Below are 24,790 nucleotides of genomic sequence, written 5' to 3' on the forward strand. Positions count from 1 at the left end.
TTAATTCGTGTCAATTCGTGAAATTTGTGGCAAAAAACTTAGAAGCTTAGTCTCAGAACCTTTGTGTCTTAAATTACAATTTTTTCAATCCCTTAGTTCTGCGGCATTTCCTTCTTTAATGCTGATGGCAACACCACCGCCTGGAGCTAAATACTGTTTTAAAATTGTTTTTGAGGTTACAACAACTTTTGTCACAGTATATTTTTGTGGATTTTCTTTCCAATTTGCTTCTTTAGCATCGGCATAAATGGTGGCAATGAATTTTTTTCCGGCAGGTAAATAATCAAAAGTGATATTTGCAGTTCTAGCATTTTCATCTGTAATTCCACCAATAAACCAAGCGTCTTTTCCTTTAGCTTTACGGGCAATAGTAATGTAATCTCCCGGTTCAGCTTCCAAAATATAACTGTTATCCCAATCTACAGCGACATCTTTAATGAACTGAAATGCATCTGGAAAACGCTCATAATTCCCAGGAATATCAGCCGCCATTTGCAACGGACTGTACATGGTTACATAATAAGCCAATTGTTTTACCAAAGTCGTATTGACACGCTGTGAACTTCCTGTTCCGTAGTACGAAAGATCCGTTTGAAAAATCCCTGGCGTATAATCCATTGGTCCTCCCATTAATCTTGTAAAAGGGAGAATAGTTGTGTGATCCGGAGCTAAACCTCCCATAGATTCAAACTCTGTTCCGCGTGCAGATTCCTGAGCAATCCAGTTTGGGAAAGTTCTGTTCAAACCAGTCGGGCGAACTGCTTCGTGACTGTCAATCATAATTTTATAATCAGCTGCACGTTTAGCTACGTTAATGTAATGATTTACCATCCATTGTCCGTCATGGTGTTCGCCACGCGGAATAATTTTACCTACATAACCTGTTTTTACAGCGTCATAACCGTTGTCATTCATAAACTGAAAAGCACGATCTAAACGACGTTCGTAATTAGTTGCAGATCCTGAAGTTTCGTGGTGCATAATAATTTTTACTCCTTTTGAAGCAGCATAGGCGTGAACAGCTTTTACATCAAAATCAGGATAAGCCGTTACATAATCAAAAACTTCTTCTTTCCAGTTACCAATCCAGTCTTCCCAACCAATGTTCCAGCCTTCGATAAGAATCGCATCGAAACCATTTTTAGAGGCAAAGTCAATATATTCTTTTGCACGTTCTGTTGTAGCTCCGTGTTTTCCGTTTGGAGTAAGTTTTGTGAAATCATCTGTTAATTTCACATTGTTTTCTTTTCCGAAAGCCCAAGTACTTTTTCCAGCTACAAAATATTCCCACCAAATTCCGATGTATTTTACCGGTTTAATCCATGAAACATCTTTGTAACTAGTTGGTTCGTTCAAATTCAAAATTAATTTTGAAGCTAAAATATCTGTTGCTTTATCGCTCACCACAATAGTTCTCCAAGGCGATTGTGCATCAGTCTGCATATATCCTTTTGCGCCAACAGCATCTGGCGCTAGATGGCTGCGCATTTTGTTTGTTGCAGCATCAACTTCAAGATACATTGCTGGATAATTAATTAGTCCGGCTTCGTGAATGTTGATATACAAACCGTCATCAGATTTCATCATTGACGGCGTTTGAACAGAAAGTTCTTTTATTGGCCATTGCGAATTGATTTCGATCGTTGCTTTTTTCATCAGCGAAGGAATCTCTGAAATTTTTGAGGTTGTATACGCATATTCGTTGGTATCATAATCTCCCGGAATCCAGAAAATTTTATGATTTCCGGCTAAATTAAATTCAGAACGCTCTTCTTTAATTACAAAATAACTTAAATCATTTTGCTTTGGAAATTCATATCTGAAACCTAATCCGTCGTTGAATAAACGGAAACGAATTCGAATGTATCTATTATTATTTTTTGCTTGCGCCAAAGTGACAACCAATTCGTTATAGTGATTACGAATCGTTTTTTCTTCGCCTAAAACTGGATTCCAATTTTCATCAACAGAAGATTGTGCTGTATTTGTAACGGTAAAACCATCCAAAAACGAAGGCATATTTTGAAGTTCTAATCCCAAAGAACTTGGTTTTATAACTGCTTTTTGTTTATATGATAATTGGTAAGACGGAATACCGCCTTCTTTCAATTCGAATTTTAAAGAAAGATTTTTGTCTGGCGAAGTTATTTCCTGTGCGTGAATCCATAAGGAGTTGGCACATAAAAAAAATAAAAGCGCGATTTTTTTGCTCAAACGAATTTGAAGCTGCATTTTTTGGGATTGAAAATTCATATTATTTAGTTTTTTGCAAAGCTAATTCTATTAAAGGCTTTTTATTACTTTTTTAGGATTAAATATTGGTATGCATTTAAATTTATTTCGGCACCAATTGAAATTCCAGTTCCAGTTAAAGCATCTGTCCAGTTTGTATTTGCTAATGTTGTAGGAGCAGTATATTTAACGGCTTTGTTTCTAAGATTTGCTATAATTAAAACTTTATCAGCAGAGGTTTCCATAGTAAAAACACTAGTTTCGTTGCTGCTGTATCCTGTCAGTTTTCCTTTTCTTAAAGCTTCGCTTGTATTTCTAAAAGCAATAATTTTTTTGTATTCTTTCAGCATATCGTAGTCTGCTGCAGTCCAATCGATTGCTATTTTATCAAAATAATCAATTCGTTTTGAGTAGCCAATTTCTTGTCCGCCATAAATCATCGGAACAGATTTCATGCTTGAAGCGACAACAAAAGCCGCTAAAGATCCTTTTTTACCTCCATAAAGTTCTAGTGGCGTTCCGTCAGAAAGATTTACGTCATGATTTGTAGTGTAGCGTACAATTCTTTTTGAACTCTCTAATTGTCCATATTCTTTTGAACTTTCGGTTTGCAAATAAGAAGCGGGCTGTGCTTCTGAAAAAACCTTTTTTAAAGCATCAAAATAGGCAAAGCCAAAAGTATAATCAAAACCGGCATCATAATGGTTTGCTCTGGAACCTTCGGCCATTAAAATCATTTTTTGGTTTTTGATTTTACGGATTTCAGTAATCGCCTGCGACCAGAATGTCATCGGAACAAAATCAGCAGCATCACATCTAAAACCATCAATATTGGCATTATAAACCCAATACGACATAGCATCAATCATGGCTTTTTTCATGTCTGTATTGGTATAGTTTAATTGTGCAACATCTTGCCAGTTCGTTCCAGGCGGAATTGTAATATTTCCATTTGTGTCTTTTTGATACCAATCTGGATGTGCTGTGATCCATTGATTGTCCCACGAAGTATGATTGGCAACCCAGTCTAAAATAACCGCCATGTTTTTACTATGCGCTTCTGTAACTAGAGAGCGAAGATCCTCCAAAGATCCAAAATCAGGATTTACTGCCTTATAATCTTTTACCGAATAAGGCGAGCCTAGTTTTCCGGCAGATTTTATTTTTCCAACAGGATAAATCGGCATTAAATAAATCACATTCGCACCTAATTTCTGAATAGAGTCAAGACGTTTTTGAACTCCTTTTATTGTTCCTTCCGGACTAAAAGAGCGAAGGTTTACTTGATAAATTACAGCATCTTCATTGGCTGGAACTTTATCAAAAGCAGTTCCGTATTGCTGATATTCATTTCCTGTTCCTGTTCCCGGATCAGGTTTAGGATTATCATCAGAAGAGCTGCAGGAAACAAATGCTAAAACAAAAAGCAGTATAAAAACGATGTTGGTATTAGACTTCATAATTTTAGGAATTTAATTTTTAATAAGCCTGACTTTGATCGTCAGGCTTTTAAATCTGTTTAGTTTTTGAAAAAACCTGCCTTTTTTCAGGATTAAAAGACAGGCATTAACTAACCAAACTCAACTTTTATATATTTTTATTTTTTTATAATAGTACAAGTTGCCGTTGCTGGATAACCTGCAGTTGCAGGATCAGTTTCAACGATTGTAAATGTTACCTCATAGGTTCCAGCTTCGGTAATGGTGTACGCACCTTGGTCATCACGATTAATAGTGTTTGTTGTGGCATCTTTTGGTCCGTAATTAACAGACCAATTATCATTTAATCTGAATTTTAAGGCTCCAGGAACTAAATCAGCGGTAATTTTCCATGTTTTAGTTTGATGGTCATAGTTCATTGGAGTGCTTTTATCCCAGCCTCCAGATTGAGCAGTTCCTACAATTCCCCATGCATAAGCAGTAGCAGACCATTTTAAAGTATTTAGATTTACTTTAACTTGATAAGAACCAGTTCCAGGAAGTTTTAAGTCGGCATCACTCATTTTTTGAATTGTGCCTTCTCCGGTACCAGCGCCATAAAACTCCGCCCAGTTTCTTGCTGTATTTACCTTAAATACCGGTCCATAACCTGGAAGAACAGTAACATAGCCTTGATAAACACCTTTTTCAATAGCTGTTAAGACAGATGCACTATTAACATCCCATTCGCCTTGATAAGCACCCGGCATATAAATTTCACCAAAAACAATACTTTTTTCGAAAGGCGTAACAGTTAGTTCTACATTGTTTGAGAATACTTTTCTGTCCATTGCTGCCTCGACACGAACAATAAGTTTACCGGCTGAGTTTGGCTGTAGACCAAGATCTGTTGCAATTTTGTTTAAATCCCGTACTGAAAAAGATTTGCTTAAGACATCTTGGCCAACTTCAAATCGAGTAGCTTTCAGCCATGCACTAGAACCCGTAATATCTGCCGGAACATCAAACTGTACAGCATACGTTACCGGTGCTTCAATTGGAAAAGTAACAGCTTCCCAAGAAATAGTTATCGCATTATCATCCGCTTTGTCTTCTAGTAAAACAATTTTGCTGCTTGGTGCTATTTTAATGTCTGCCGGAAAATTTACTTCTTTCAAATAAGTCAATTCGGCATCATTTTCGCAAGATGCACCTAAAAAAAGCAAGGCGCCAAATGCAAATAATGTACTTATATATTTTTTCATAGTGATATTTTTTTTAGTAACCTGGATTTTGTTTAAGACCTGGATTAGCGTTTAAGGCAGAAGTAGGAATCGGGAAGATTTTTCTATAAGCTGCAGAAGCTTCTTTGAATTGTTTTGGCAGTAAAAATTTGTCAAAACGAATCATATCTTGTCTTCTGTGACCTTCCCAGTTTAGTTCAAGGCCTCTTTCTGTATAAATATCATCCAGAGTTGGGTTAGCAGCTAACGCTCCAATTCCCGCACGTGTTCTTACGGCGTCTACAAAAGATTTTGCTGCTGCTGGATTGTTTAAGCGAACGTTACATTCGGCAATCATCAAAAGAACATCGGCATATCTGTAAATAGGGAAATCATTAGATGCGCCTCCACCATTACGTGGTGTTACAGGATAAAATTTCACATTACGAACACCTTCTTGTGCTCCAGCTCCTGGATTATCTAATGAACTAATGTCAAGAGTGTAATTTGTACCGCCTGGCTGTTCTCCAATTAAAAATTGTTTTTTACGAACATCGGTGTCTGTGTACTGCTGATAAAAATCTTTAGGAACAATAGTACCGTTCCAGCCGCTGTAACCAAATAAGGCTTGAGCATGAGGGCCAAATAAACTGCGGACAGTAAAAATGTTACGAGAAACAATATCAACAGTGGTGTAGATTGATAAAATAGTCTCATCAGCAGGAAGCACATCTCCAAATAACTCATAATATGTATTCCCAAGTGCGCTTGCAGCATTTGCATTTGCAGGATGCAAACTAAAACCGCCTTCGCTTACTTTGTTGCAGGCTGCTAAACATTCAGCCCATTTTGCTTCGCCAGTATATACTTGAGCATTCAAATACACTTTTGCCAATAAGGTATAACCAGCCCATTTATTAAATCTTCCGTAATAATTACCGCCTTTTGTTCCAGAAAGTAATTCTACGTTTTCAGTCAGTTCTTTTACAATAAAGTCGTAAACTTCTTTTCGGCCAGCTTGTGGAATTTTATCTACTGTAATATTATTGTCTGTATAGAACGGGATGTTTCCGTAATCGTCCATTAATAAATAATAGAAAAAAGCGCGTAATACTTTAGCTTCTGCAATTTTTGAAGCATCGGCTTTTGCAGTTTCTAATTGCGAAATGGCCAAGTTTGCATTGAAGATCGATTTGTAAAGCCAGTTCCAAGTGTTGCTTACCATTAAATCAGTTGGCAGCCATTGGTGCATGTATACACGCGCAAAATCTAATTGCCAGTCACCTGTATTTCTATGCGGAATCACCTGTTCATCAGCAGACATACAGTTTAAATCGTACCATCCATTATCAGCTCCGGCGTAACCTACACCATTCCAGTTTCCTCCAACTTGAGCATAAACACTAGCAAGAGCGATATCAGCTCCTTCTGGAGTTCCGTAAAAGTCTTCAGAACGATATTTATCGTAAACATTTTCATCTACATTGGTACAACCAACAAGAGATAGGAAACAAACGCTTCCTAATAATATTATATTTTTAAGTTTCATTTCTTTTACTATTTAAATTTTACATTCAAACCGATTGCGATACTTCTGGTACGTGGATAAATCCCTTTATCAACACCAAAGTTGTCCTCAAGTTTACCACTTCCGCTCAAAGTTATTTCTGGGTCTATACCCGAATAATTTGTAAAAAGTAAAAGGTTGTTTCCGGTAAGCGAAAGTCTAACAGATTCGATGTATTTAACATCAGTAAAACGAAAGTTATATCCGGCAGTAACATTTTCTAAACGTAAAAATGAACCATCTTCTAAATACATATCTGAGGCATAAGGAGAGGTATAAATTCCTTCATCGACAGCACTTTCTAAAATGTTTGATTTACCAATATTTTCCAATTTGCTTATGTTAGATCGTACTTGATTGTAAATTTTATTACCTCCAGAACCTCTCCACAACATCGAAGCATCAAAGTTTTTATGAACGAAAGTTGGGTTGAAAGCATATGTATATTTTGGCAATGCAGAACCTTTTAAGTATCGGTCTGGACTTCTGTCTCCTTGATCGATAATGCCATTTCCGTCACGATCTAAAACAGTTTCTACTCCAGCCGCATCTACGCCTGTGTGTTGTAAAATATTGAAAGTTCCTACTGGCTGTCCTTTTATCAAATAGGAGTTTGGAGCTCCCCAGCTTACATAATCAGTATTTAAAGGAACTCCGTTGATACTTCCACTTAAATTAAGTACTTCATTTTTCATTAGAGAAACATTTCCTGCTAATGTTAAAGTTGTATTTTCAGACCTGATGACATCATATCCAAGAGCAATCTCTAAACCTTTATTTGAAATACTTCCAACATTTGCTTTAATTTTATCAAAAGGATAAGGAGGCTGAGGTACAGTGTAATCAAATAATAAATTATCTGTCGTAGAAGTGTACACATCAATTGTTCCTCTTAATCGACTGTCTAAAAGAGCGAAATCAAGACCAATATTGGTCTGCTTTTTAGTTTCCCATTTTAAATCAGGATTTGCATTTTGACTGATGTTAAAATTGGTGATTTGAGAGCCTCCAAAATAAGTAACGCCAGAACCTCCAACTAATGATAATGAACTTTGCGGACCAAGACCTTGCTGGTTACCCGTTTCACCATATCCAACGCGTAATTTTAATTCGTTGAAAATAGTCTGATTTGCCATGAAGTTTTCTTTGGTAATTTGCCAAGCTATAGATGCAGATGGAAAATAGCCCCATTTATTGTTCGCTCCAAATACAGACGCACCATCTTTTCTAATACTTCCTGTAAATAAATAACGGTCTAAGTACGAGTAGTTAATACGATTTAAGAAAGAAACTACAGTTCTGTCATTTTTGTATGATTTTAAATCTCCAGATAATGCTTTAGAAATATCAGCCAATTCAAGGTTGTTGTAAGTAGCTAGACCATTGATAAAACCTCTTGCTTGCGCATAATCTCCTTGGTACAATTGTTTTTGCCACTCATACAAAGCCAGAACGTTAATAGTGTGGGCACCAAATGTTTTTTTGTAGTTAAGACTAATATCCATTAATCTTTCATTTTGTCTTTCGTTTCTGATGTTAGCAAAACTTTTTTGATCAATTGCATGAGAATCTGTTGATTCTACCGGATTATAAAAACCAGTTGTTTTGTTTGTTTTTCTCCAGCTTCCAAACCAGCTTGCCGTTAAGCCATCAAATAAATCTAAATCTGCTTTTAAGCTTCCGAATAAATTATCAGCCTGACTTTCGTTAGTAACTGTTTCTGCAACAGCATAAGGATTTAAGTATTGAAATACATTTGGATCTGTGAAATAGGTTCCGTCCGTATTGTAAACTGGATCTGTTGGACGCATTAAATATGCATTTGTAATTAAATTCGAAACATAATTTACACGGCCAATAGATTGAATACTAGATGTCGTATAATCTGTTCCGTTGTTTAAATTATAAGTCAATTTTAATTTTCCGTCAAGTCCAGTTTGACTTGCCTGAACGCGTGCAATGTATTTTTTGTTGTTTGAATTTATTACAACTCCATCTTGCAAAATAGCACTGATCGAAGCTCTGTAACTAAATTTGTCTGCTCCTCCGCCAAATGCTAAAGTATGGTTTTGAGTAACGCCGGTTTTAGTTAAAATTCCGTACCAGTCTGTATCAGAACCGTGATTTGCAGAAGCCGGAACACCAACACTTTGAGCCGTTTCCCACCATTGGTCGGCGTTTAGCATATCTAGTTTTTTCGGGATAAAATCTAAAGACGTAGAACCAATATATTCGATTGTCGTTTTTCCTGCTTTATTTTTTTTAGTTGAAACAATGATTACACCCGGCGCACCTCTAGAACCGTAAATAGCTGTAGCCGATGCATCTTTTAAGATATCAATACTTTCGATTTCAGTTGGCGGAATTTGGCTTAACAAATCTAAGTTTCCCTGAATTCCGTCTACAACTACAAGCGGATCATTTCCTCCAATTAAAGAAGAAATACCTCTAATACGCACGCTTGGAGCGCTGCCTGGCTCACTCCCGATTTGGTTGATGTTGACACCCGCAGCTTTTCCTGAAATCAATTGCAACGGATTTACAATTGCACCTTGATTCATGTCTTTTGCTGCAATAGAAGATACAGAGCCCGTTACATCTTTTCTAGCAGAAGAACCGTATCCAACTAAAACAACTTCATTTAAGTTAGTTGCGTCTGGCAAAAGCTGAATGTTGATTTTGCTTTCGCTTGCAACTACTTTTTTATCTTTATATCCCACAAAAGAAACGACAATTACAGATGAACTGCTTTCGACGGTAATTTGATATTTTCCATCAAAATCTGTAACCACACCGTTTTTTGTTCCTTCCTCAAAGACTGATGCTCCCGGAAGAGGACTCCCATTTTCATCTGTAATAATTCCAGAAACAGTTTGCTTTTGAATTTTCACAGTTTCGGTTTTAAGCTCTGGTTTTTTTAAGATAATTTGAGTGTCTCGAACTTTAAATTCGGTTGGAGTTCCTTTAAAAAGTTTATCCAAAACAATATTTATTGGCTGCTCTTTTACGGAAATAGAAATTATGCGATCTAAGTCGATATCATTCAGTTTGTAAATAAATCTGAAATCTGTTTTTTGTTCTATGGTCTCAATAACCTTTTCGATTGTTGAATTGCTTAATTCTAGAGTTACTTTAGTTTTTTGGGCATAAGTATTTCCTCTAATGTTAAACATGGCGACCAAAATAAGTAATGTAGTTAGTTTCAATTTTAGGTCATTTTGGAATAATGAGTATAGAAACCCAGTATTCTTAGATTTTTTTTTCATAATTTTGTTAATTGATTGTAGTTAATTCGTTATATTCAATCACTTAGTAAATCGGAAATTGTTCGCAGCTCTTTCCGATTTTTTTATTCTTGTAATTTTACTTCTTCATTTTTCTTCATTGGTTTAGTGGTTATTTAATTAGTATTTGATTGTTTTTTATCGTGTAATTAATGCCGTGAATGTCATTAAAATAGCTCATTACTTTTTCTATAGATTCGTCGCTGAAACTGGCATTGAATTTTTCATTGGCTAATTTTTCGTTTTTATTTATAATTGTAACATTGTAACGTCTTTCGAGTTTTGTGATAATGTTTTTGAAAGTCATATTTCTAAAAGTCAATCCGCCAGTAATCCATGAAGTATAAATATCTGTAATCACAGGTTTTGTAGCAATCAAGGTGTTCGCTTTATTAAAACTTCCTTTAAAGCCAGGTTTTAGAATTGTGTTTTTGTTTGCGTCAAAATCTTCGTTTTTGCGGTACATTCCAACAGAACCTTCGACTAAAACTACATCTGTTAATTCATCTTCAGGATAGTTTGAAACATTAAAATGTGTTCCTAAAACGCGAACGTTCAAGTTGTCTGCATTTACTATAAAAGGATGTTTTTTATCTTTGGCGACATCAAAAAAAGCTTCTCCATCTAAAAAAACTTGACGGTTTTCGCCGGCAATAAATTTTACCGGATATTTTAAAGTTGTCCCAGAATTTAAGTGAACAACAGTTCCGTCAGACAATTGCAATTGAAACCTTTTGCCATACGGAATTTTGATTGTGTTGTATGTAAGTTTATCTAAATCAGAATCGTTTTCATAAACAATTTTGTCTCCGTTTTGGTTTCCCACAACATTTCCTTCAGCATCTTTTACCTGAACCGTGTTGTTTTCAGAAATAATCTGAACATTTCCATTTTCTAACTGCAAGACAATATCAGTACTTTTAAAATCGAATTTTTGCTCAGATTTAGTATTGAAAGCACCTTTTTGATACGCAAGACCAATTCCTAATAAAATAACTGCTGAAGCCGCAATAGAAATATACTTTCTGAAATTTGATTTTTTCGGGATGAATTCAATAGTATTTTCATTTTCTTTTGATGCTGATAAAATGTTCAAGAAAATATCGTCAGCAGTTTGCTGTTCCATTTTTGGCATTTCCGTCAAAAGATGCTGAATATCTTCCACAGTCGGAAAATCGTCAGTAAGTTTATTTTTTTTATAATAAGCAATTACTTCGTTTGTTTCTTCGAGCGTACATTGGTTTAAAACAAACTTTTGCAAAAGATTTTTTATTTCAGAATTTGAATTCATTATGAATTGATTTTAAGATCCGGTTCTGATATAATACAGTTGAAAGCAAGTTGACTACTACTCAAACGTTGTAAATTTTTCAATTTTAACATTTAAGTTTATCAAAGAATACGTTAAGTGTTGATTTTGTTGAGGTTCTGTTTAAATAATTTTTTGCTTTTTTAGTTGAACAGATTTTTGTCATTTCGACCGAAGGAAGAAATTACACCAGAAATTCGACAAAGAGTGAAGATTAACTCTATAGAGCTTCTAGTGTGATTTCTCCCTTTGGTCGAAATGACAAACTTTAAAACAAAAAAAATCACTCCGTAAGAGTGATTTAATTGGTTAACATGGTTTTGGTTAGATAATCTCATCGTGAACTTGAAAAAAGACTCGCATAGATTCTAATGCTTTGCTCATTTGGTTCCTGACAGTATTTATAGAGATGCCGAGTTCTTGACTAATTTCTTCGTAACTCATGCCTTTCTTTCTTGACATTTTAAAAATTTGTTTCCGTTTTGGTGGTAATTGTTTCATGGCCTGCTTTCGAAGCTTTTTACAATCGACTTCCCGAATAGAATAATCGCCATATTCATGCGATTTTTGACTTTCATAAAATACAGCTTCTTTGAGTACTAAATCGTTCGCTGCTTTATTAAGAACATTAAAAGCTTGATTTCTTGCAATGGTAAAAATGTAAGCTTTAAAAGATTGTTCCAGATTTAAGTTTTCGCGATTTTGCCAAACTTTCATAAAAACATCTTGAACATTTTCTTCAGCAGCTTCTTTAGATTTTAATAAACTGATGCTGTAAGCATAGATATCCTGATAGTACAAATCAAAAAGCTTGCGAAATGCTTTTTCGTTGCCTTTTTTGAGTTCACTCACCAATAATTTTTCGCTATGATCGTTCGCTTCTAACATTAATTTAATTAGTCTTTATTTAAATCTAATTATATTATGATACTATCAAAATTGGTACTCTAATTTGTTGTCTGGTTAGCAAATATATAAAAATATTATTCGCAACAAATAGGATACAAAAAAACTTAATTGTGATTTATTTAATTAAATTTATGCTGAATAGCAATAAACGTCTTAGTAAATGGCTTTTTATCAAGTCAATATCTTTTTGCTTGATATTTTAAAAATTACAATAATGAAATTGATTTTTTGAGAATATTCTTATTTGTGTATTAAATGAATGAAAATTTAATAATGATGTTTTAGCATAAAAAAATTCCTTTGTCTTTTCTGCAAAAAACAAAGGAATTATATAATATGAAGAATCTGAATGACTCTTTTTTAATTTAAAATCTGACTAGTTTTTCAAGTCTTTAATTACTTTAAAAGCCACATCAACCTGATCTTCTCCTACTAAAATAGTAAATTCATTTGAAGTCGAAATTACTTCATTTATAATGATTCCTTCCCAGGCCAAACGCTGGAAAATGAAGTAATAAATACCAGGAACGACAATGTTTTCTTTTGGTAACTTAACCGTTATCGAAGCTAAATTATCTAATTTCTGAATTAATTTTTCGCGCATAAAGTGTTTTTCAACCAAATGATTTACACTGCTGCTTACTACAATATTTGTTTCGTTTACACCGCGAGATGAGGTATAAAAAATATCAGATAAAGCATTAATATCAGAAATTAAATCGGCTTGTTTGTTTAGAACAGTTTCTGAAGCTGCAAACGTGTAATCAGTCAATTCAGATCGAACTGTAATTTCACCAATATTCTTAATTACTTTATTGATTTTATGATTCAATTTAAAATCCAGTTCTTCGGTAAGCCGTTTTAGCGACATTACAACAGCACCTTGTTTCACTTCTTTTCCAAATTCGCTTTCCAATTCAGTCATAATGTTCCGAGAAAGCGAGGTAAGATTAATGATTCCAAGCGACAACGCATTTAATAAAAAAGGTTTTGTTTTGATGTAATTTTCGACGATTGAAGAAACGGTTTTCATAATTTTTTTTCTTTTTTTTTGTAACTTAATTGGGTTGGTTTAGTTAATTTGATGTTATAAATCTGTGCAAATATAAATAAAAAAACAATTTGTTACAATTATAACAATAAAAATTTATGTTAAAAGTGATAAAAAGCATCTGTAAGATGTTCAATTGCAAATGTTTCGCCATTTTTATGAATTGCAATTATATCAAAACGAATTTCTGAATCATCTTGAAAATCCTTTTCCCTATAGTTTATGTAGGCATTTACTGCTTTAATAAGCAATTGAATTTTTTTTGGCTTAACAAAATCTTGCGGAGAACCAAAATCTAAACTTGACCTCGTTTTTACTTCAATTATGGCTAAAATCGATTCTTTTTTTGCAATAATATCTATTTCTGCCTTCTGAAAAGTCCAATTTCGATCTAAAATTTCATAGCCATTTTGCCGAAGATGTTCTACAGCAAGTTCTTCTCCTTTTTTTCCGAGTTCGTTATGTTCAGCCATTTTTTTTTAGTTGTAAATTATAGTTATTAGTTTTGAGTTGGACTGAGAATATTTACACAAAGACGCAAAGTCGCAAAAGTTTATCTTTTGCGACTTTGCGTCTTGTGAGATTTTATGTGGTATTTAAAATTCCTTAATAAAGAAGTTTGGAGAGAATATTATTTTTGGAAAGTAAGCGTACTTCCAAATTGGTTTACATCAATAGTAACCGTATTTCCCATAATTAAGGCTCTGTTGTCTCTAATATGTCCGGCAGGAAAATTAAAAATTACCGGAATATTGTATTTTTTAGTAACATCATCAATGATTTCAAGTGCATTTTTTCCCCACGGAACTTCATTGTCTTTCATACTGGTCATGGCGCCAATTACAATTCCTTTTAAATTTTCGATACAGCCGTTTCTTCTTAAATTCATCATCATACGATCAATATGATATAAATATTCATCTAAATCTTCAATGAATAAAATTTTGTCCTTGCAGTCGATCGCAGATTGAGAACCTAATAAACTGTATAAAATAGATAAATTTCCTCCTACTAATTCGCCTGTTGCTTTTCCAAAACGATTCATTTTATCTGGACCAACTGTATACGATAGTGGATCGCCAAATAAACTGGCTTTTAGTGAACTAATCGCTTCTGGAGTATTACGGGCAACGCTTACCGGCATAGTACCGTGAATGGATTTATAACCCATTGTGTTTAAATGGTTGTGCAAAACAGTTACATCGCTAAAGCCAATAATCCATTTTGGATGCTGTTTAAATTTGGTAAAATCAAGCAAATCTACCATTCTAACTGTTCCGTATCCGCCGCGAACACACCAAATTGCCTTAATATTCGGATTATCTAATTGATGCTGAAAATCGGCCGCGCGCTGTTCATCAGTTCCAGCCAATTGGTTGACATCAAGTCCAATTGTTGTTCCAATTACAGCTTCTAAACCCCAGCTGTGAATTAAATCTAAAGTTGGTTTTAAATTATCGTCAATATTTTTTCTGGCAGTTGAAACAATTGCAATTGTATCTCCCTTTTTTAAATAAGGTGGTGTTATCATGTTTTGTTGAGATTGGCAGGTGAATGATTGTAAGGCAAAAATAACAAATACGAATTTATAAAAAACAAAGTGTTTCTTGATTTGATTGATGTTTTTCGTGTTCATGATGATTTGCATAGTGTATTGATGTGTAATATAAATAATCGTCAATAAATGAATTTTATTTTAAAGGTAAAAAATTATCCGCCATAATTTTGCTGTAATTTGGCTAAAAGCAGCATTAATCCTTTGTCTGCTTCTTCAGATTGAACGTTGGCAAAAATTATAAATGCCTTATTAATGTCTTTGCAAATATAGACTTTGGTTAAAAATGTGCCTGGATTTCCGTTATGAAAAGAATACTTTAATTTGCTGGTTTCATTAATTTCTGAATTCCATCCAAAAGAAAATTCGGCTATGCCAAAGTGCATTTTATTAAATTCGTCTGAACTAAATATTTTAGATTTTCCCTGTAAACCTTGAAGCTGCATTTGAGTGAATTTGCAATAATCGGGCAAGCTGACATTTATATTTCCTGCAGAAGAAAGCCAGTTTAATTTGTAATTTAAAGCTGGTTTTTCTGGTTTTAAATCTTCATTATGTCCCCAAGGCTGTTTTATATCTTTTAAATTGGGCTGTCCAAAATCAAAATCGATATTTAAGTTTTTACCCAATTCCTGCACTAAAGTTTCATACGTTTTTCCCGTTGCTTTTTCCAGCATAAGCCCGGCAGCAACATAACTAGGATTGGACCAATAAACAGCTTGTTTCTCGGAAATAATTGAATTTTGCTTAAAAAACCACGAGATAAATTCATATCGCTGTTGCTGGTTGTTCCCTGTAATTTCTTTTTGAGCTGGCGTTTCATTCCCATACGACCAAGTATTGATATTGGCACGAAAAGTTATAAAATCTTGTAAAGTAAAATTATAAGCCGCGGGATTGCTTTGCGCTTTTAATTCCGGATATAAATCAAAAAACTTAGTTTCCCATTTTATTTTTCCTTCTTTGACTAAGACGGCAGCAAGATAACTTGTAACTGTTTTTGTAACCGATCCTAAACGAAACCGATCATCAATTTTTGCTTTAAATTTTGAACTAACACGCTGAAAACCCAAAGCCTGAATTTCTAAAATAGAATCAGATGAAGTTACTGCGTATGCGAGTTCAGGAATATTGTATTTTACTCTGATACTGTCAGCAAATGAATTGTTTTTTTGACTGTGAGCGTTGTTGCAAAGAACAAATATGATAAGAGCAAAAAATAGTTTTTTCATTTTGAAGAGCAGTAAATTAAGTCAGCAATTTACAAGACATTTTAGTAGAAACAAAGAATTATTTTAGAATAAATACTGTAAATTTCTTACAATATAGTAATTTGCAATTTTAAATATAAAAAACTATGCAAATCTTTAGGTTTCAATTTTACTTCATTATTCTTTTCTCATTATCACTTCACGCGCAATCAAAAAAATATGCCATTCATACCGTAGCATTTTACAATTTCGAAAATTTGTTTGATACGAATGACGATGTAAATACAAATGATGATGAATGGACGCCAACAGGTGCACAGCAATGGACAGAAGAAAAATACCATCAAAAGCTTAAAAATCTTTCTAGCGTTATTTCAGAAATTGGAAGACCAGAAAATCCAAATGCACCAACTATTATCGGAGGTTCTGAAATCGAGAATCGCGGTGTTCTCGAAGATTTAATTAAAGAACCTAAATTGGCAAATTATGATTACGGAATTATTCATTTTGATTCGCCTGACAAACGAGGCATCGATGTGGCGCTGCTTTATCAAAAGAAATATTTTAAGCCTACTTCCTTTTCAAATATTCCATTATTGATTTACAAGAATAAAACAAAAATTAAAGAAGAAAAAAAGGAAGAAGCCGATGATGAACTTGAAGACAAAATCGAAACAACAATTGATAAAAATCGTGTTTTTACGCGCGACCAGCTTTTAATTACAGGTTTCTTAGAAGGAGAAGAAATTAGTATTATAGTGAATCATTGGCCGTCAAGATCAGGAGGAGAGAAGGCAAGCAGTCAATTTCGTGAAGCTGCTGGACGATTAAACAGGAAAATTATTGATTCGTTGCAACAAATAAATCCGAATGCAAAAGTTTTTACGATGGGAGATTTAAACGACGGCCCGTACAATAAAAGTGTGAAAGTCGCTTTGGGTGCAAAAGCAAAAAAGGCTGAAGTTCCTGAATTTGGTACTTTTAATCCTTTCGAAGAAATGATGAACAAAGGAATGGGAACAATTGCATTTCGAGATTCTTGGGATATTTTCGACCAGATTATAATTACAGAATCGCTTATAAAACCCAATTTTTCGACTTTTATGTTTTGGAAAGCAGGCATTTTCAACAGATCCTATCTTGTTCAAACTTCTGGGCAATATAAAGGATATCCCTTGCGCCACAGTCAGAATGAAGTTGGTTTTAGCGATCACTTTCCAGTTTATATTTACCTGATAAAAGAGATGAAGTAGTTTTAAGTATTCAGTCACAGTATTCAGTCGCAGTATTCAGTCGCAGTAAACTTACAGCAGTAAACTCCGACTGAATACTGCGACTGAATACTGCGACTGAATACTGCGACTGCAAACTGAGACTAAACACTAAATTGTTACGACTGAAAACTTTTCACTAACTTAGCTAAATAGAAACTCAGTACCTTAAAAATGGCAATAGCAAAACCTTTCAATCTTACTAAATGGATCGACGAAAACCGTCACCTACTTAAACCGCCCGTTGGAAACAAAAATCTTTATGTAGATTCTGGAGATTATATTGTAATGATTGTTGCGGGGCCAAATGCCCGAAAAGATTATCATTACAACGAAACCGAAGAGCTTTTTTATCAGCTTGAGGGCAATATAAAAGTTGTAATTCAGGAAGATGGCGAACGTAAAGAAATGGAATTAAATGCCGGTGATATGTATCTTCATCCTGCAAAAATTCCGCATTCTCCAGTTCGTTCTGAAGGTTCAATTGGATTGGTAATTGAGCGTAAACGTGCAGGAAAAGGCTATACTGACGGTTTGCTTTGGCATTGCGACAATTGCAATCATAAATTGTATGAAGTATTTTTTGAACTTCACAATATCGAAAAAGATTTCTTGCCTCATTTTGAACATTTTTATAACTCAGAAGAATTAAGAACCTGTGATAATTGCGGGACTGTAATGGAATCTGATCCTAGATTTGTGGCGAAGAAGTAGTTTAATTAGGAGCTAATCCCGCTATCCGTTACAATCTTTTGCTTTTTAAAGAAAAAAGCAAAAGGATTTCCACTTCTATCGGGGCTAGGGCATTCGTTTTCAAAAGAATTTTTTACAAATTAAATTTGACATCTTGGAAATTATTTTAAAATCTCATTTAGATAAATATTATGATTCATTAATTGAATATAAGCATATTGCTTCTAGATTAAATACAGTTTTTTTAAAAGACATAGAAAAATATAATACACCCGATTCAATTTTGCATTTGGGTTCTTCTTTGATTTTGAAAGATTGGAGTGGCAGATCAGATAATGGTTGGGCATATACGTATCCTACAGATAGCAAGATATGCACTAATAAAGATAATTATTCTGAATTTATAAATGATTTGTTATCAAAACAATTCTGTTTGATGTATGCACAATCATTTGAAGGACTAGAAAGATTTTTTAAGAATTTGATTTTTGAATGTGCAGAAATAGATGAAGAATTAAAGACAATTGTGAAAATAGAATTAAAGAAAAAAAATCAAATTTTTTGTAGAAAAAATATACCAAGCGGAAATTCCCTTCTCGAAATTATTAATAAACTTTTTGATTCGTTTTCTTATCAAAAAGATATTCTTCAATTTGATTTAAAAGATTCATTTTTTGTTTTATCAGAAACAAGACATAATATAATTCACAATGACTATATTTTGTCAAAATCAAAAATCTTTTGCTCAACAAATAAGAAAAATCTTTTTGTTGATTTGTTTGAATATAAACCAATTAAAAAGAATGAGATAAAAGTCAATCTTGATATTGAAAAGTTTAAAAGGTTAATGGATTTTATGTGTGAATTTACTTTTCAAATTCTAAAAAAAACTTGTTTAAAATATGATTTAAATTGGAAGTTATATAAGAACATGGATAAAATTTAGTTACAACTCAAATCTTTTTCCTTGTTCAGGATAAATAATTTTAAATCCTAAATCATTTTGCTTTTGCAATTGTTCTTTCAATTTTGCTATATTTTTAGCTGGCGGTTTCAAGTGTGTAATGATAATATTGAAACCTTTCAAACTATCTTTTCCTGCTAAATCTGCTAAAATATGAAGTTCTTTCATTATATGATTAGGAGTTAGATGCCCAAATAAAAATTGATCTGGCTGTTCATTTGGAAAAGAAACTTCGATAAAAATTCCTTTTAATTGTTGGGATTTAATAAGTGGTGCAACCACCGTCCAAAGCCCTTTTAATTTGTCGCTTTTTTCAACTGTATCAGGTCCTGTATCTCCTAAGTAAAGCACATAAGAATCTCCATTTTTAATTAAAAAAGCTGTACTCTCAAACGGATTTACATGACTTAAAGGAAAAGCTTTTACCGTCATTGCTGTGTTAGTAATTGGGGTTTCTTCACCGATAGTTAAAGTCTGAAAATGATATTTTTTTAATTGTTTTCCAGGTCCTTGATCCCCAAAATTTGCCCAAGTTTGATCGTTAAAATAATGGTTTTCCATCATTTCCATACATTTATTGGTTGCGTATACAGTTTTAGAAGAATCTGCTGGTGAGTTGATAATTAAGCCAGAAACGTGATCTAAATGTGCATGTGAAATAAAGTAACCTTTAATGTATTTACGTAAAACTTCTTCGGTTGAAACTTTAAAAACTTTATTCTCAATTGCTTTTTCTATTCCTGCGTTTATCGTTCCGGCATCGAGACTGATATAATCATTTGTATTTATTGGAGCTACTAAGTACGCTGAAAGATTTTTTTCATCAATACCTCCTTTTATTCCTAACGGAACAACTTGAAAAGAAGTCTTTTGTTCTTTTTGAGAAAATGCATTAAGAGAAATTAAAACGAAGAAGATTAAAAATTTATTTAACGTGGCCATATTTGGGTAATTTTGTTGTTGCAAATTTCATCATTTAAGCTGAATAAATTGACTTTTGTTTCTCTAATTCATTATAATTAACGCTAAATTTACTTTGATTTTAACAAGTCAATTTAATTGAAATTCAACTCGAAATAATATCTTTACATAAAAATATAACAATTTTAACTAAAAAAGTTACAATGACAACAATAGCATCGCAATTTGGAATGAATGAGGCTCTGGATAAATTGGGCATCAAATTGATAAATGAAGGTACATCAACAGGAATAGAGAATTTTTCTTCTGGAGAAATGTTAGACAGTTTCTCACCAGTTGACGGAAAATTGATTGCTTCGGTAAAAATGTCTACTCTTGAAGATTATGAAAAAGTAATGCGTTCTGCAACAGAAGCTTTCAAAACATTTCGTTTGATTCCTGCACCACAGCGTGGAGAAATTGTGCGTCAGTTTGGGCAAAAATTGCGCGAAAATAAAGATGCACTTGGTAAATTAGTTTCTTATGAAATGGGAAAATCATTGCAGGAAGGGTATGGCGAAGTGCAAGAAATGATTGACATCTGTGATTTTGCTGTTGGTTTATCTCGTCAATTGCACGGATTAACGATGCATTCTGAAAGACCTGGACACCGTATGTACGAGCAATATCATTCGTTAGGTGTTGTTGGAATCATTTCTGCATTTAATTTTCCAGTTGCTGTTTGGTCTTGGAACACAGCTTTAGCTTGGATTTCTGGTGATGTTTGTGTGTGGAAACCTTCTGAAAAAACACCTCTTTGTGGTATTGCTTGCCAAAATATTATTGCGCAGGTTATTAAAGAAAACAATCTTCCGGAAGGAATTTCTTGTTTGATCAATGGCGATTATACAATTGGTGAATTAATGACGTCTGATACTAGAATTCCGCTTATTTCTGCAACAGGTTCAACCCGAATGGGGAAAATTGTAGCGCAGGCAGTTGCTGGACGTTTAGGTAAATCGTTATTAGAATTAGGAGGAAATAATGCAATTATTGTAACTCCAGATGCCGATATAAAAATGACAGTAATCGGTGCTGTTTTCGGAGCAGTTGGAACTGCAGGACAGCGTTGCACATCAACTCGTCGATTGATTATTCACGAAAGTATTTATGATAAAGTAAAAGATGCTCTTGTTGCTGCGTACAAACAATTACGTATTGGAAATCCGCTTGACGAAAACAATCATGTTGGACCGCTGATTGATACGCATGCTGTAGAAATGTATGCCATTGCATTAAATAAAGTGGTGGCTGAAGGCGGAAAAATTTTAGTTGAAGGCGGTGTACTTTCTGGAGAAGGTTATGAAAGTGGCTGTTATGTAAGGCCAGCTATTGCAGAAGCTCAAAATTCATTTGCAATTGTGCAGCATGAAACATTTGCTCCAGTTTTATATTTAATTAAATATTCTGGAGATGTTGATCATGCTATCGAAATTCAAAACGGTGTGGCACAAGGATTATCATCTGCAATTATGACAAATAATTTGCGTGAAGCTGAAAGATTTTTATCTGTTGTTGGTTCTGACTGCGGTATCGCAAATGTAAATATAGGAACATCTGGAGCAGAAATTGGTGGCGCTTTTGGAGGAGAAAAAGAAACTGGAGGCGGACGCGAATCAGGATCTGACGCATGGAAAATCTATATGCGCCGTCAAACGAACACAATCAATTATACGACTAGTTTGCCTTTGGCACAAGGAATCAAATTTGATTTGTAAATATTTTTGAAAAATGATATTATAGAAAAGGCTTCCAAATTTGGAAGCCTTTTTCTTTTAAATTTTAATCAATTATTTTTTAAGAATCGTTTGATTGAATGAGCCGTCAGAAGTATATACTTTAGCCAAATAAGTTCCTGGAATAAGAGTACTTAAATCAATATTTTCAGCATTTTTCCCAGTGGTTAAAACTAAGGTTCCAGACATATTGTAAATCAAAACTTTTTCTACAGTTTGGCTTGATTTTGATAAATACAAAACATCGGAAACTGGATTAGGGTATAAAATCACTTTTGAACTTTCCACTTCTTCCGTTGCTTCAGCTTTTGCTGCCTTTAAAGTTCCACCTGTATAATGTGTACTGATGTAGAATAAATTAGCGACTGATCCTTTAGTAATAGTATTAGAACCTGCAGGAATTGAAGCTGTTACGACACCAGCTGATGCTGTGTATGAAACGTTGTTAACTTTTATTGTTCCAGTAAAGTTAGAATCAAAAACCAAAGTTAATGTTGAAGCACCTGTTGTTGTATAAGTAATAGATGTACTTGATTCAATTTTTAAGCGCTCTGTTAATGTTAATCCAGCATACGTTACAGATCCCGGAGTTGAATTCATGTTTCCTGTAATAGTATAAAATGAACTGGTTTTTCCTGATGTCGTAAAATTATGATTTTGGTCTCCACTTGGTGTTCCAGTGGTCACAGTAATTGTTCCTGATCCTGTTGCTGGCGTTCCAGTTCCTGTAGTCGCAATAGAGTAGGATATTGTTGCAGTTGGAGTTCCAGTTATGGTAATAGTTTTTGCTGTTGTATTTTTTACAAAACTAATTCCTGATGCTGGCAGTCCCGTTACAGTTGCATCTGTGGCATTTCCTCCCCAGGTAAATACAATTGAGCTTATTGCTGTTCCGCTAGCTACAGTTTGATTGTTATTTGTAGTAGAAGTTAAAGTTTGAGCTCCCGCAGCCGTAACAGTAATTGTTCCTGATCCTGTTGCTGGTGTTCCGGTTCCAGTCGTAGCAATAGAGTAGGACACAGTTGCAGTGGGAGTTCCTGTAATCGTGATTGTTTTGGCTGTAGCATTTTTTACAAAAGTTAATCCAGATGCTGGTAGACCTGTTACGGTTGCGTCTGTAGCGTCGCCCCCCCATGTAAAAATAATAGTTCCAATTGCAGTTCCGCTTACAACTGTCTGGTTATTATTTGTTGTAGAAGTTAATGTTTGAGAACTTGCAGGGGGATTTCCTTCTCCCTGAACAGCAACTAATGTTCCAGTGTAATTAGTAAGGGCAGATTTAAGTGCCGTAATTACTAATGATGAAGTATCATCTACACTATTGTTAAATGTCCATTTTAAATCTCCTCCAGATACACGTCCTGAATATTGAGTTACTTTTGTTTTTGCAGCTGCCGGCTGGTCGATCACTAAATTTTTTACATAAAGAGCCACATCGGTGTCAAAGTTGTTATAAGTGTTTGCACCCGATTTAGATTTAATAGAACTGCTTATAGTTTCTCCTCTAGTTGAAGCAGCATAGGCATCAAAATCTGTAGCCGAGCTGATTTTTCCTGAAATATTGTATAAAGGATTTGGATCATTATAAGCTACAAAACGCATATTGTTTGTTCCGTTTGAAGCATCAAAAGTGTTGTTATATGATTTTATAAAACCTCCAGCTTCACCAGAAAAAGTTCCCATGGTTCCAGCATTATTTACTTGATTTGCTTCGTCCCAAATATCCGAACCTTGCAATGAAGTCAGCATTGGGTGTTTGCTGTTTCGGAAGTAATTTCCTTCTACAAAAAGAGAAGATCCTAAAGTTGATCCTGCACCATATTTTGCATTTCCATCATAATAATTGTTGTAAATATGTGCTGAATAATAACGAACACGAGGATGACGGGAATCAGAATGGTCGAACCAGTTGTGGTGATACGTAATATATAAACCTGTTGTAGTTCCTTCGCTTAATCCTAAAAGACTTGCTTTTCCGTTATCCCAAAAGTGGTTGTAAGACAGTGTAATGTATGTAGAAGATTTATTATCTAATGCGCCATCTCCTTTTATTTGGTCAGCGTCACTTCCTGCATTTCCATAAAACAAATCGCAATTATGAACCCAAATGTGATCATTATCTTGTTGCATTCCAACATTATCCCCTGCTGTACTGTTGCAATTCATAAAGCCAAGATTGCTTACTTCGATGTTTGAAGCAGTTTTAAGACGAACACCCCAGCCATTTGCAACTGCATCTGTTCCAACACCTTCTATCGTAACATAGCTCGATGCATTGTTTGCATTTTCAATAACAACATCGCCGCCTTCCATCACGGTCATGTCTGTTATGTTTCCAACTAATCTAAAGATAAAAGGGCGAGTATCTTTTCCTTTTTTAATGGCATACAAAATGTTTTGAAGGCCAACACAAGGATTTGCACTTGCGCCAGTAATATTCATCGAAATGGTATTTTTTGTATTTTGTGTAATGTAAAGAATTACAGCGTTGTCTTTTGGTGTTCCGTCTGCTTTATAACCTCCTGGAACACGTCCGCCTTCAAAAGCGAATCCGTTTCGATCCTGAGCTAAAACAGTTAGGCTGCTTGTCGTAGATCCAGATCCTTCTGTTCCTGAAATAACTGGTTTTACTTTAACGGTATAAGAACCCGCTTTTAGTCCAGGAATATCGGCGCGAAAATAACTACCGTAACTTCTAATAAGCTGATCGTCTACTTTTCTGTCGGCTATTCCTTCTCCAGTATAATATACATTATACGTTTGTGCGCCGCTTACAGGCTGCCATTTTACAAAAGCTGATTCTAGCCATCCAGAAGCTTCGCTAATTTGTACTGTTTGTGCCCATATTTGCATACTCGCAAATAGAGCTACTAATAAAAGTAAGTTTTTTTTCATAATTGGTTTGGTTAAATAATTAGTAAAAGTTATTAAGTGGTTTTGAATATCAGATACAGTGGTCAATTGTAATCGATTACACAAAAATATATAATTTTTTTAAATTCATAATTATTTACGTTTAAAAAAACATATAATGTAAAATAATTGTATCTTATTTTGTAATTATGTAATAAATTACATAAATTGTAATTTATTACATAATGGCTGATTTGTTTGTTAAGTCTTACTTTTACTACTATTTTTAAAAACTACAGAAGTGTTTTGATTAAAGAAAATCAGTTTATTTTGAATTTTTTAAAAATTTAAAGAAATTAAATTAAAATAGGAAATAGATTACTTTTTAAGCTCAGTTATATAAGATTTTCATCTAAACAAATGCTCTAAGCAATGATTTTTTATTTAAATATGGTCAAAAGATAATATTAAGAGTAATTCTTTGAATTAAATAATGAACTGGTTTTATAAATAAAATAAGGTGTTTTTACTTTCTGAATTAAATGTTTAATAGA

At 34.0% G+C, this 24,790-nt stretch carries 17 protein-coding genes; 4 read left to right on the forward strand and 13 right to left on the reverse strand.

The annotated features are described in order from the left end of the window. Positions 1-84: 84 nt before the first annotated feature. From IRZ83_RS07210 to IRZ83_RS07260, 11 genes are all read right to left on the reverse strand, one after another. A complete protein-coding gene (locus IRZ83_RS07210; RefSeq protein ID WP_410505337.1) occupies positions 85-2,253 on the reverse strand; it encodes a glycoside hydrolase family 97 protein in 2,169 nt (722 codons plus the stop codon). A gap of 44 nt (positions 2,254-2,297) precedes the next feature. Beyond that, positions 2,298-3,692: an alpha-amylase family glycosyl hydrolase gene (locus tag IRZ83_RS07215; RefSeq protein ID WP_194567801.1), complete on the reverse strand. Its 1,395-nt coding sequence runs from the start codon at positions 3,690-3,692 to the stop codon at positions 2,298-2,300. A 137-nt stretch (positions 3,693-3,829) separates the two neighbouring features. Continuing rightward, on the reverse strand, positions 3,830-4,915 hold the full coding sequence (locus IRZ83_RS07220) for a SusE domain-containing protein (RefSeq protein WP_194567802.1): 1,086 nt from the start codon (positions 4,913-4,915) through the stop codon (positions 3,830-3,832). A 13-nt stretch (positions 4,916-4,928) separates the two neighbouring features. Next, the gene (locus tag IRZ83_RS07225; protein WP_194567803.1) at positions 4,929-6,422 is read right to left on the reverse strand and encodes a RagB/SusD family nutrient uptake outer membrane protein; all 1,494 of its coding nucleotides are present in this window, start codon (positions 6,420-6,422) and stop codon (positions 4,929-4,931) included. An 8-nt stretch (positions 6,423-6,430) separates the two neighbouring features. After that, a complete protein-coding gene (locus IRZ83_RS07230; RefSeq protein ID WP_228520671.1) occupies positions 6,431-9,646 on the reverse strand; it encodes a SusC/RagA family TonB-linked outer membrane protein in 3,216 nt (1,071 codons plus the stop codon). A 190-nt stretch (positions 9,647-9,836) separates the two neighbouring features. Continuing rightward, positions 9,837-11,015, reverse strand: a complete 1,179-nt coding sequence (locus IRZ83_RS07235) for a FecR family protein (protein ID WP_194567806.1) — start codon at positions 11,013-11,015, stop codon at positions 9,837-9,839. 342 nt (positions 11,016-11,357) lie between these two features. Further along, positions 11,358-11,921, reverse strand: a complete 564-nt coding sequence (locus IRZ83_RS07240; RefSeq protein WP_194567808.1) for an RNA polymerase sigma factor — start codon at positions 11,919-11,921, stop codon at positions 11,358-11,360. 397 nt (positions 11,922-12,318) lie between these two features. Continuing rightward, entirely contained in the window at positions 12,319-12,975 is a 657-nt protein-coding gene (locus IRZ83_RS07245; protein ID WP_008466087.1) for a hypothetical protein, read from the reverse strand. 119 nt (positions 12,976-13,094) lie between these two features. Continuing rightward, entirely contained in the window at positions 13,095-13,466 is a 372-nt protein-coding gene (locus tag IRZ83_RS07250) for a YraN family protein (RefSeq protein ID WP_029271539.1), read from the reverse strand. A 158-nt stretch (positions 13,467-13,624) separates the two neighbouring features. Then, positions 13,625-14,524, reverse strand: a complete 900-nt coding sequence (locus IRZ83_RS07255; RefSeq protein ID WP_194567810.1) for an LD-carboxypeptidase — start codon at positions 14,522-14,524, stop codon at positions 13,625-13,627. Positions 14,525-14,703: 179 nt separating this feature from the next. Next, positions 14,704-15,780 (reverse strand): serine hydrolase domain-containing protein, encoded by a 1,077-nt coding sequence (locus IRZ83_RS07260; protein WP_194567812.1) that lies wholly within the window; start codon positions 15,778-15,780, stop codon positions 14,704-14,706. A 125-nt stretch (positions 15,781-15,905) separates the two neighbouring features. Between IRZ83_RS07260 and IRZ83_RS07265 the strand changes: the two genes are divergently transcribed. From IRZ83_RS07265 to IRZ83_RS07275, 3 genes are all read left to right on the forward strand, one after another. Continuing rightward, positions 15,906-17,012: an endonuclease/exonuclease/phosphatase family protein gene (locus IRZ83_RS07265; RefSeq protein WP_194567814.1), complete on the forward strand. Its 1,107-nt coding sequence runs from the start codon at positions 15,906-15,908 to the stop codon at positions 17,010-17,012. 192 nt (positions 17,013-17,204) lie between these two features. Continuing rightward, complete coding sequence (locus IRZ83_RS07270) at positions 17,205-17,744, forward strand: 3-hydroxyanthranilate 3,4-dioxygenase (RefSeq protein ID WP_194567816.1); 540 nt, start codon at positions 17,205-17,207, stop codon at positions 17,742-17,744. A gap of 133 nt (positions 17,745-17,877) precedes the next feature. Continuing rightward, positions 17,878-18,669, forward strand: a complete 792-nt coding sequence (locus tag IRZ83_RS07275; protein WP_194567818.1) for a hypothetical protein — start codon at positions 17,878-17,880, stop codon at positions 18,667-18,669. Here the strand turns inward: IRZ83_RS07275 and IRZ83_RS07280 are convergent, their stop codons facing one another. Further along, complete coding sequence (locus tag IRZ83_RS07280) at positions 18,670-19,629, reverse strand: MBL fold metallo-hydrolase (protein WP_194567820.1); 960 nt, start codon at positions 19,627-19,629, stop codon at positions 18,670-18,672. Between the two features lie 182 nt (positions 19,630-19,811). Here IRZ83_RS07280 and IRZ83_RS07285 point away from each other — a divergent pair, with 182 nt between their 5' ends. Further along, positions 19,812-21,365, forward strand: a complete 1,554-nt coding sequence (locus IRZ83_RS07285) for an aldehyde dehydrogenase family protein (RefSeq protein ID WP_194567822.1) — start codon at positions 19,812-19,814, stop codon at positions 21,363-21,365. Positions 21,366-21,437: 72 nt separating this feature from the next. On the opposite strand, the gene IRZ83_RS07290 is transcribed toward IRZ83_RS07285, so the two are convergent. Continuing rightward, positions 21,438-24,278: a T9SS type A sorting domain-containing protein gene (locus tag IRZ83_RS07290; protein ID WP_194567824.1), complete on the reverse strand. Its 2,841-nt coding sequence runs from the start codon at positions 24,276-24,278 to the stop codon at positions 21,438-21,440. Between the last annotated feature and the right edge of the window lie 512 nt (positions 24,279-24,790).

It is taken from the genome of Flavobacterium sp. JLP (genome assembly GCF_015350755.1).
In the GTDB taxonomy this organism is placed as follows: domain Bacteria; phylum Bacteroidota; class Bacteroidia; order Flavobacteriales; family Flavobacteriaceae; genus Flavobacterium.

Bases quoted from the DNA above. Each gene is read 5' to 3' on its own strand.
- IRZ83_RS07245 (WP_008466087.1), bottom strand. From the start codon at position 12,975: ATGAAAACCGTTTCTTCAATCGTCGAAAATTACATCAAAACAAAACCT.
- IRZ83_RS07220 (WP_194567802.1), bottom strand. From the start codon at position 4,915: ATGAAAAAATATATAAGTACATTATTTGCATTTGGCGCCTTGCTTTTT.
- IRZ83_RS07215 (WP_194567801.1), bottom strand. From the start codon at position 3,692: ATGAAGTCTAATACCAACATCGTTTTTATACTGCTTTTTGTTTTAGCA.
- IRZ83_RS07260 (WP_194567812.1), bottom strand. From the start codon at position 15,780: ATGAAAAAACTATTTTTTGCTCTTATCATATTTGTTCTTTGCAACAAC.
- IRZ83_RS07255 (WP_194567810.1), bottom strand. From the start codon at position 14,524: ATGATAACACCACCTTATTTAAAAAAGGGAGATACAATTGCAATTGTT.
- IRZ83_RS07290 (WP_194567824.1), bottom strand. From the start codon at position 24,278: ATGAAAAAAAACTTACTTTTATTAGTAGCTCTATTTGCGAGTATGCAA.
- IRZ83_RS07280 (WP_194567820.1), bottom strand. From the start codon at position 19,629: ATGGCCACGTTAAATAAATTTTTAATCTTCTTCGTTTTAATTTCTCTT.
- IRZ83_RS07270 (WP_194567816.1), top strand. From the start codon at position 17,205: ATGGCAATAGCAAAACCTTTCAATCTTACTAAATGGATCGACGAAAAC.
- IRZ83_RS07225 (WP_194567803.1), bottom strand. From the start codon at position 6,422: ATGAAACTTAAAAATATAATATTATTAGGAAGCGTTTGTTTCCTATCT.
- IRZ83_RS07285 (WP_194567822.1), top strand. From the start codon at position 19,812: ATGACAACAATAGCATCGCAATTTGGAATGAATGAGGCTCTGGATAAA.
- IRZ83_RS07250 (WP_029271539.1), bottom strand. From the start codon at position 13,466: ATGGCTGAACATAACGAACTCGGAAAAAAAGGAGAAGAACTTGCTGTA.
- IRZ83_RS07265 (WP_194567814.1), top strand. From the start codon at position 15,906: ATGCAAATCTTTAGGTTTCAATTTTACTTCATTATTCTTTTCTCATTA.
- IRZ83_RS07240 (WP_194567808.1), bottom strand. From the start codon at position 11,921: ATGTTAGAAGCGAACGATCATAGCGAAAAATTATTGGTGAGTGAACTC.
- IRZ83_RS07235 (WP_194567806.1), bottom strand. From the start codon at position 11,015: ATGAATTCAAATTCTGAAATAAAAAATCTTTTGCAAAAGTTTGTTTTA.
- IRZ83_RS07210 (WP_410505337.1), bottom strand. From the start codon at position 2,253: ATGAATTTTCAATCCCAAAAAATGCAGCTTCAAATTCGTTTGAGCAAA.